This is a genomic window from Segatella maculosa OT 289 (assembly GCF_000243015.1).
Taxonomy (GTDB): domain Bacteria; phylum Bacteroidota; class Bacteroidia; order Bacteroidales; family Bacteroidaceae; genus Prevotella; species Prevotella maculosa.
On the sequence record NZ_JH594503.1, the window covers coordinates 153,752 to 163,159 of the forward strand.

8 protein-coding genes are annotated in these 9,408 nt (G+C 52.9%); 4 read left to right on the plus strand and 4 right to left on the minus strand.

Annotation, left to right across the window (positions count from 1 at the left end):
• Nucleotides 1-155: 155 nt before the first annotated feature.
• Nucleotides 156-1,598, minus strand: a complete 1,443-nt coding sequence (locus HMPREF9944_RS06655; RefSeq protein ID WP_008565347.1) for an ATP-dependent DNA helicase — start codon at nt 1,596-1,598, stop codon at nt 156-158.
• Nucleotides 1,599-1,826: 228 nt separating this feature from the next.
• On the opposite strand from HMPREF9944_RS06655, the gene HMPREF9944_RS06660 reads away from it, so the two are divergent.
• The 3 genes from HMPREF9944_RS06660 to HMPREF9944_RS06670 are packed head-to-tail and all read left to right on the plus strand — an operon-like array spanning nt 1,827 to nt 3,529.
• Nucleotides 1,827-2,177: a hypothetical protein gene (locus tag HMPREF9944_RS06660; RefSeq protein WP_244861130.1), complete on the plus strand. Its 351-nt coding sequence runs from the start codon at nt 1,827-1,829 to the stop codon at nt 2,175-2,177.
• A 5-nt stretch (nt 2,178-2,182) separates the two neighbouring features.
• The gene (locus HMPREF9944_RS06665; RefSeq protein WP_008565349.1) at nt 2,183-2,995 is read left to right on the plus strand and encodes a DUF3822 family protein; all 813 of its coding nucleotides are present in this window, start codon (nt 2,183-2,185) and stop codon (nt 2,993-2,995) included.
• Nucleotides 2,996-2,998: 3 nt separating this feature from the next.
• Nucleotides 2,999-3,529: an RsmD family RNA methyltransferase gene (locus HMPREF9944_RS06670; RefSeq protein WP_008565350.1), complete on the plus strand. Its 531-nt coding sequence runs from the start codon at nt 2,999-3,001 to the stop codon at nt 3,527-3,529.
• A gap of 154 nt (nt 3,530-3,683) precedes the next feature.
• On the opposite strand, the gene HMPREF9944_RS06675 is transcribed toward HMPREF9944_RS06670, so the two are convergent.
• Nucleotides 3,684-5,483 carry an aminopeptidase P family protein gene (locus tag HMPREF9944_RS06675; protein WP_008565351.1) on the minus strand — a complete coding sequence of 600 codons (1,800 nt, stop codon included), beginning with the start codon at nt 5,481-5,483 and terminating at the stop codon, nt 3,684-3,686.
• Nucleotides 5,484-5,636: 153 nt separating this feature from the next.
• Between HMPREF9944_RS06675 and HMPREF9944_RS06680 the strand changes: the two genes are divergently transcribed.
• Nucleotides 5,637-6,629: a malate dehydrogenase gene (locus tag HMPREF9944_RS06680; RefSeq protein WP_008565352.1), complete on the plus strand. Its 993-nt coding sequence runs from the start codon at nt 5,637-5,639 to the stop codon at nt 6,627-6,629.
• A 333-nt stretch (nt 6,630-6,962) separates the two neighbouring features.
• Here HMPREF9944_RS06680 and HMPREF9944_RS06685 read toward each other — a convergent pair whose 3' ends face one another.
• Nucleotides 6,963-7,223 carry a SemiSWEET family transporter gene (locus HMPREF9944_RS06685; RefSeq protein WP_008565353.1) on the minus strand — a complete coding sequence of 87 codons (261 nt, stop codon included), beginning with the start codon at nt 7,221-7,223 and terminating at the stop codon, nt 6,963-6,965.
• 103 nt (nt 7,224-7,326) lie between these two features.
• A complete protein-coding gene (locus tag HMPREF9944_RS06690) occupies nt 7,327-8,982 on the minus strand; it encodes a fumarate hydratase (RefSeq protein WP_008565354.1) in 1,656 nt (551 codons plus the stop codon).
• Nucleotides 8,983-9,408 lie beyond the last annotated feature (426 nt).

The window sequence follows — 9,408 nt, forward strand, 5'->3', positions numbered from 1 at the left end:
ATTTCGTCAATAATTCGCGAATTTTTTGCTAAACGCAGCAGATTCCGTCAATAATTCGCGAATTTTTTACTAAAAGCAGCGATTTCCGTCAATAATTCGCGAATTTTTTAAAGCCACTCTCGATTTCCTCTAAGTAATCGGAGCTGAAGACCTATTTAAATAGGTGGGCGGTCGTCGGTCTGCGTTTTTGGCCAGTTGACGAGAAAAAGCCTTTGGGTGGCGCGCGTGAAAGCCGTGTAGAGCCAGCGGGCGTAGTCCGGCGCGGGCATATCGGCAGCCATTCGGCCTTGGTCGAGATAAACATGGGTCCATTGACCGCCTTGCGCCTTGTGGCACGTGACGGCGTAGGCGTATTTTATCTGCAGCGCATTGAAATAAACGTCGCGCCGAAGCGCTTCTAAGCGGTCGCGCTTGCGGGGCAGGTCGGCATAGTCGGCCATGACGGCCTCGAAGAGTGCGCGCTGTTTGTCTTCGGGCAGTGCGGGAGCATCGCTCGTGAGCGTGTCGAGCATGACGGTTTGCGTGAGCTCATGGTCGTGGTAGTCGGGAAACCGCAGGCAAACGTCGGCAAACCGGAAGCCGTGGCATTCGCGCAGGTTGCGCACGCGCATCACCTCGGCGCGGTCGCCGTTGGCGATGAACGAAAGTTGGCCTGCGGCTTCGGCTGCCTTGTCGAGATATTTGTTCTTCACAATCATCAGTCGGTCGCCCGTGCAAAGCATGTCGTCATGGTCGAGCACGGTGGCGCGGAGGCCTTGGTTGTAGATGCCGGCCAGCTTGTTGCTGCGCGTCACGATGATGGTTTCGTCAACGCCCACCTCGGCGTAGCTTGCGGCTATCAACTCGGGCAAATCGGCGCCCGTGACGGCTACGACGTCGGCAAATCCGCTGAAACGAATGCGCGGCAGTCCGTTGGCCGCGATAACGCCGGGCGAGAGGCATCTGATATGCGTGGCATTAAAAAGAATTCCGCTGTCGTGGCCCTGCCGAAGTACTTCGCGCAGGTCGCACGCATAGACGGTGAGGCCACGGGCTTCGAGCGCGTCGACATCGAGCGCGGGCGCCAGAACCTCGCCTACGGGCGGAAGTTGCGCGCTGTCGCCGATGAGCATCATGCTGCAGCCCGGTCCGCTGTAGACGTAGCGCACGAGATCGTCGAGCAGGCTGCCCGTCCCGAAGATGCTCTGGGCGCCCGCTCCCGTCCCGATCATCGAAGCTTCGTCCACGATGAAGAGCGTGTCCTTGTTCAGGTTGTCGTTCAGGTCGAAAGCGCCGCCGATGCCTGTGTAGCGCCGTTCGCGATAGATTTTTCGGTGGATCGTTGATGCGTTGCGACCGCTGTTGGTGGCAAAAACCTTGGCCGCGCGTCCCGTTGGGGCCATCAGCTGCAACTTTTGGCCGAACCGCGCGAATGTGCGCACCATGGCTCCGGCCAAAGATGTCTTTCCCGTTCCGGCCGACCCGCGCAAGAGCATGACACGGCGCTCACCCCTGTCGGCCAGAAATCGGGCGAAGGTCTCGAGGGCATTCAGTTGGTCGCGTGTGGGTCGAAAACCGAATTCGGTCAGAATTTCGTCTATAAATTCTTGTATTTTCAATGCGAAGATGATTTTTTTTTTGTATCTTTGCAATCGGAGGCCGACGCGAAGCACGCACCGGCTGATTCCGAATGCAAAGTTAGAAAAATTATCCGAATGAAGCTCGCTGCCCATCATAATTTATGGCTTGCCTTGTGCGCCGTGGCGCTGGCCGCCGTTTGCGTCGCGAGTATCCTCGGCCCCGTCCGTTTTGGCAAAGAACGGCGTCTGCGCGAGCGGGCCGTCGTCGTGCGGCTGTCGGCGATACGCGCTGCCGAGCTGAACTACCTGCACGACCACGGAGTTTACACGGCCGATTTCGGCACACTCGTCGGCGGCGGTTATCTGGCCGATAGTCTTCAGTACGTGCCCTTCGGTGGTGGTCGTCGGTTCGATTTGGCCGCCACGGTACAAGTGAGCGTGAGCGGCCGTCGTTTGCCCTTGGTGGAATGCGGCGCCACCTACGATGCTTATCTCGACGGACTCGACGCGAACAGCGTGGCCAATCTTATCGAAGAAGCGAACCGCAGCGGACGTTATGCGGGCATCAGAATGGGCGACATCAACGCAGGCGACACCCGATTATCCATCAATAAATAACGATTATGACCGAAAAATCTATTACCCGGCACCCGCACAGGGTCACGTTGAGGCTGACGGACACTACGTTGGCGTTTGCCGTGGCCGACGAAACGGCCGCGGGTGGCCTCGACTACGAACCGTACGTGATGAAAAGTGGCATGTCGCCAGCGGCTAACCTTCGCGAGGCTTTTATCGAGAGCCGCATTCTCGGTGCGGGCTTCCTCCATGCGCAAGTGCTTGTCGATAGTCCCGTGCTGCTCGTCCCGCTTGAAGAATTTGATGCCGACGACGCCGAGCCCTTCTATCACCATACTTTCACGGGGCACACGAACGAGGAGCTCCTCAACACCGTCCTTCCTGCGCAGAACGCAGTGGCGGTCTACCCGATCAACAAAGACGTTAAGCTCGTGCTGACCGACCACTTCCGTGATATCCGAATTATGCCGCTGATGCAACCCGTGTGGAGCTATCTTCATCGGCGGAGCTTCACTGGCACAAAGCGGAAGCTCTTCGTTTATTTCCGCGGCAAGCAAATGGAGGTGTTTGCCTTCGCCCACAACCGTTTCCGCTTCAGCAACCGCTACGAGGTGGTCAACGCCAACGATGCGGCCTATTTCATTCTGCATGTGTGGACGCAATTGGCCCTCGACGCGCGCGAAGACGAGCTGTTCCTGTGCGGCACGATGCCCGAACGGGAGCCACTCATCGCGGGCCTCAAGGAATTCGTTCTGAAGGTCACCGTCATCAATCCTGCTGCTGAATTCAACCGTGCGCCCATCACCCAGATCAAGGGGCTGCCGTTCGACCTGATGACATTGTATATAAAAGGTAGATAGCGCATGAGAATCATCACGGGAAGCTATAAAGGCCGCCATTTCGACATTCCGCGCACGTTTAAAGCGCGGCCGACGACCGACTTTGCCAAGGAAAACATCTTCAATGTGCTGCGGGGATACGTCGATTTCGACGGCACAACGGCCCTTGATCTCTTTGCCGGAACGGGCAGCATTTCGCTCGAACTGGTCAGCAGAGGCTGCAAACAGGTGATCAGTGTAGAGGCCGACCGCGACCACGCCGACTTCATTCGCCGTTGTTTTGCCAAACTTGGCGACGATAGAGACGTGCTCGTCCGCGGCGATGTCTTCCGCTTTCTGAAGCGTTGTCGGCAGCAGTTCGACTTCATCTTTGCTGACCCGCCCTATACGTTGGGCGACCTTCCGCAGCTTCCCGACCTCATTTTGGGCGGCAATCTGCTTGCTCCGGGCGGTATTTTTGTGCTCGAGCATGGCAAAGACCATGACTTCTCCGCCCACCAACGCTTTGCAGAACACCGAAGTTACGGCAGCGTGAACTTCACCCTGTTCAAATGAGGCGGCTTGCGCCACGGCCTTGATTCTCAACAACATTCATTCCCTTTTTTATTTCTATTTTATTGTCTTGCAATCTCAGTCATTTCACCGTGTAATCTCAGCCATTTTACGCGCTAATATGGCTGGAATTGCACGGTGAAATGGCTGAGATTGTTTACCCGTTCTCACCGATGGGCTTCGTAGCCTCCTGCAACCATTCGCGCTCATCGGCTTCCAAGTGGGGCGAAAGCATGGTGCAGACGTGCCGATGATACGTGTCGAGCCACCGAATCTCCTCGGCTGTGAGCATCGAAACGACGATAGGAGCCGTGTCAATCGGGCAGAGTGTCAGCGGTTCCATCTTAAGGAACGTGCCGAACTCGGTCTCCCTGTCTTTCAAGATGAGGAGTGTATTCTCGATACGCACGCCGAAACGGCCGGCAAGATACAGTCCCGGCTCGTCGGTCACCGTCATTCCGGCATGCAACGGGGCCGGTTTATATTCCATACGGATTTGATGTGGCCCCTCATGCACGTTGAGATAGGACCCCACACCATGGCCCGTGCCGTGCAAATAGTTGAACCCTTCGCGCCACAACGGCTCGCGAGCCAAGGCATCAAGCTGAGTTCCGCACACACCTTCGGGAAAACGGGCCAGTTCCAACTGGATATGGCCCTTCAATACCAATGTGTAGACGCGCTTCTGCTCCTCGGTCAGCGGACCAAGGGCTATGGTTCGCGTGATATCCGTGGTGCCGTCTTGATATTGAGCACCGCTGTCTATGAGCACAAGTCCGCGGGGTTCAATCGGAATATCAGTCTCCGGCGTGGCCTCATAGTGCACGATTGCACCGTGATGTTCGTAACCCACGATGGTGTCAAAGGAGAGACTGCGATAGAGCGGTTGTGCTTTTCGCAAACTTGTCAGCTTCTTTTCCAACGAAATTTCGGTCTCATTCCCTTCCTTAACGGCCGGAATAAGCCACTTCAAAAACCTCACCATGGCCACGCCATCACGCAACATGGCGTTGCGAAAGCCTTGGATTTCGCTTTCGTTCTTCACGGCTTTCATCATCGGAACGGGTGATTCTGCCATGACAACCGAGGCATTTCCCTCCCTTGCATAAGCCACCAAGCAACTGTTAGTCTCTTTCGGATCAAGTAAAATGTTATAGGCAAAGTATTCTTTTCTTAGGTAGTTGCCCATCTTTTCATACGGTCTTAGCGCCACAGGAATGCTTTCTAAATAGGCCGAAACGGCTGGTGTAAGCTTGGATTCTTCGATGAACAGCACCGCCTTTTCGGGCTCAATGACAAGGTAACTCACGAAAACGGGATTGCAATGCACGTCGGTTCCACGCAGATTGAGGGTCCATGCAATGTCGTCCAAGGCCGACATCAGCATGCCGTCGCAATGTTTTTGGCGCAAAGCCTCACGCAGTCTGCAGAGCTTAGAGGCCGAAGTCTCGCCCGCATATTCCAAAGGTTGCAGTTCAATTTTGCCTTGGGGGATAGGCGGACGGCCGTTCCAAATGCACGCTAAAGGGTCGAAGTTCAGCCTTAAAGTCATTCCCCCTTGCCGGCGAAGTTCGGCAATCAGCGCTTGCGTCTCGGCATAACTGCTCACCGTTCCGTCTATTCCTATCTCGCTTCCTGCCTTGCATTGTTGTCCAAGCCATTCGGCAATCGTGGGCGTTCCCGCCACTTTCAGCTTCATCAACCGGTATTCCGAGCCTGCAAGCTGCGCCTCGGCGGCAAGGAAATAGCGCGAGTCTGTCCACAATGCTGCACCGTTTTGCGTGACAACAGCCGTGCCTGCAGAGCCGTCGAAGCCTGAAATCCACTCGCGACCTTTCCAATGATCGGCCACATATTCGCTGTTGTGGGCGTCGGTACTGGGGAAGATAAAGGCCGCAAGTCGCTCGCGTCGCATCACTTCTCTTAAGGCCGCTAAACGTTGATTGACTGTTTCCATGTGCATCTTTTGCTAAATCGACATGACAAAGATACGCTTTTTAAGAATTAACAACAAATAATCTGCACATTAAATAGCCTAAATCCTATATTTTTTTACTAACTTTGCGGTCAAAGGAAACAGATTTCTAAACCATAAAATAGTAATATAGTTATGAATTATTTAACGAATGACAAATTGGTTATCGTCGGTGCAGGCGGTATGATTGGTTCAAACATGGTACAAAGTGCGCTGATGCTCGGGCTTACACCCAACATCTGCCTTTACGACATCTTTGAGCCGGGTGTGCATGGTGTGTATGATGAAATGGCACAATGCGCGTTCCCGGGTGCAAACCTTAGCTACACCACCGACCCCGCAAAGGCTTTCACCGGTGCAAAGTATATCATCTCGTCGGGCGGTGCTCCCCGAAAAGAAGGCATGACCCGCGAGGATTTGCTGAAAGGAAACTGTAAAATCGCTGCCGAGTTCGGCGACAATATCAAGAAGTATTGCCCCAATGTGGAGCATGTTGTCGTGATTTTCAACCCTGCAGACGTCACTGCACTGACCACGCTCATTCATTCCGGCTTGAAACCCAACCAGTTGACCTCGCTTGCTGCGCTTGATTCGACACGTTTGCAGCAGGCTTTGGCCGAAGAATTCGGCGTTCAGCAGGACAAGGTGACCGGTGCACACACCTATGGTGGCCACGGTGAGCAGATGGCTGTATTCGCTTCGCAGGTCAAAATCGATGGAAAACCGTTGGCAGAAAAGGGCCTTTCAACCGAACGTTGGGAGGAAATCAAGCACCACACCGTGCAAGGTGGCTCGAACATCATCAAACTTCGCGGTCGAAGTTCGTTCCAAAGCCCGGCTTACAACGCCGTTAAGATGATTCAGGCCGCTATGGGTGGCGACAAGTTCACGTTGCCTGCCGGCTGTTATGTCTGCAACGACAAGCTTGGCTTCAAGAACGTGATGATGGCCATGCCCACAACGATCGACAAAACGGGCGTTCACTTCACCGAACCGACAGGAACAAAGGAGGAGATTGATGGCCTTCAGAAGTCATATGAGCATCTTTGCAAGATGCGCGACGAGATTGTGGAACTCGGTATCATTCCCGCTGTTGACAAATGGAAGGAAATGAACCCCAATCTTTAAGTAGTGTACTTACCTTTATTATAATAATAGTTTTTAAGTTTGAGAGGAATGGGCCGCGAGGTTCTTCCTCTCATTTTCTTTTGCACTGCAAACAGCGGCCAATAGGAACTTCATGGGGAACAGAACAAGTGGCACGCAATCCATAAAACACAAAGGCGTGATGTGCAAAAGCGGCAACTTTCACACCTAATACCTACCCCCGTCCCTCTCAAAAGGAGGGAGTGAGAGCTTACAAGAAACAAAAGGTAAAAAGTAAAAAGCAGGCAACTTGAATGCTTTGCTCAAGGCTTGTGTCTTTACTTTTTATTGTTCTACCTTTTTAGTTCTTTACTTTTATAACGCCGTAAAGGCGGCAATGAGTCCGAAGATGATGCCGGGCGTGTTGGCAATGGCGAGGGGAAGATCGCGTTTCTCCTTGAACAGTCCGTAAGCTACCCACAGTGTGCAGTTCACGGCAGCCATGAAAGGCTGTATGAACGTTCCTTTTTGTCCGGCTAAGTTGTTTTCTATTTGCGGAAGATAAAAGACATACATCAATACCGACGTGCCCATGCCTACCCAACCCATGGCGCCAAAAAACTTTTCTCTTGTCATTTTGTTTATTGTTTATTGGTGATTATGATATAAATTGATTGAAAAAGTGGAAAGGACATGCCGAGTGCATGTCCTTTTTACTTTGTTTCGAGTTGCCAATTTCTTATTTCTTGTAGCTGCAAACCGGCCAAGGTTTGAGCTCTTTGAAGAAGTCATGGCCCTTGTCGTCAACGAGAATGAAGGCCGGGAAGTCTTCCACGCGAATCTTCCACACGGCTTCCATGCCCAATTCCGGGTACTCCACACACTCAATGCTCTTGATGCTGCTCTGCGAAAGCACAGCCGCAACACCGCCAATCGTGCCCAGATAGAAGCCACCATGCTTTTGACAGGCATCTGTTACGACTTGCGTGCGGTTTCCTTTGGCTATCATCACGAGCGAACCGCCATGAGCTTGGAACTCATCTACATAGGGATCCATGCGGTTGGCCGTGGTCGGTCCCATCGAACCGCAGGCATATCCTTCGGGCGTCTTGGCCGGACCGGCATACAAAACGGGGTAATCTTTCATGTATTGTGGCAAATCTTCGCCTGCATCGAGGCGTGCCTTGAGCTTCGCATGCGCAATATCTCGAGCCACAATGATGGTACCTTTGAGGCTTACACGCGTCGAAACGGGATACTTCGTCAGCTCGGCACGCACGGCATCCATGCCTTTGTCGAGGTCAATCTCAATGCCCTTGGCCCCTTCGCCGGGCTTTCTGTACTCCTCGGGAATGAGTTCTGAAGGGTTGGTGTCCATCTTTTCGAGCCAAATACCATCGGCATTGATCTTCGCTTTGATGTTTCTATCGGCCGAACAGCTGACACCCATGCCGATAGGACAGCTCGCTCCGTGGCGTGGAAGACGGATAACACGCACGTCATGTGCAAAGGCTTTGCCGCCAAATTGGGCGCCGAGACCAATCTTTTGGGCCTCAACAAGAAGCTTATCCTCAAGGTCTTTGTCGCGGAAAGCACGTCCGGTCTCGTCTCCGGTGGTAGGAAGATTGTCGTAATATTTGATGGAACCGAGCTTCACGGTCAGCAAGTTCTTTTCGGCGGAGGTGCCTCCGATGACGAAACAGATGTGATAAGGCGGGCAAGCTGCCGTTCCGAGGCTCTTCATCTTCTCCACTAAGAACGGCAAAAGCGTGCTTTCATTCTGAATGGTTGCCTTGGTCATCGGGTAGAAATAGGTCTTATTGGCCGACCCACCGCCCTTTGCAACCATGATAAAGCGGTATTCTGCGCCCTCAACGGCCTCGATATCGATTTGCGCCGGCAGGTTACATTTGGTGTTCACCTCGTCATACATGTTGAGTGGAGCATTCTGCGAGTAACGCAAATTGTCCTCCGTAAAGGTGTTAAAGACGCCACGTGAGAGTGCTTCCTCGTCCTCAAAGCCAGTCCAAACCTGCTGTCCTTTCTCGCCATGAATGATGGCTGTGCCCGTATCTTGGCAGAAAGGGAGGACTCCTTTCACTGCCGTTTCGGCGTTACGTAGGAACTGTAAGGCCACATACTTATCGTTTTCAGAGGCCTCGGGGTCGCGAAGTATGGCGGCAACCTGCTCATTATGCGCGCGACGCAACATGAACTCGGTATCGTGGAACGCCTGTTGTGCAAGGTACGTCAAGGCCTCCTTGGAGACTTTTACAATCTGTTTGCCTTCGAATTCACTCGTCGTTACGCCCTCTTTCGTCAGAAATCGGTATTCAGTATCGTCCTTTCCTGTTTGGAACATCGGTGCATACTTGAATTCAACTTTGTTTGCCATAATGTTTTTATTTATCGTTGTGTTTCGTAATCTCTTTACTTGATGCTTGCAAAGGTATAAAAAAAACTGCGTAACATCAACTATTTCACGTGTTAAAATGGCTCATATTACCTCGCGGAATGGCTGAGATAGACATATAGAGACGCACGGTTCGTGCGTCCGTTCAAGCGGAGTGAGTGGACAAGTGGACGGGTAAACGGGTTGATAAGCGGACAGTAATCGGGCTATAAACAGGCCGTATTGAGCGGACGCACGAGCCGTGCGTCCCTACATGCACATAAACAAGCAACTTGTTCACCCGTTTATTCGTCAACTATCAACTGAAACGTGGACGGACGCACGAGCCGTGCGTCCCTACATGCGCATAAACAAGCAACTTATTCACCCGTTTACTCGTCAACTATCAACTGAAACGTGAACGGACGC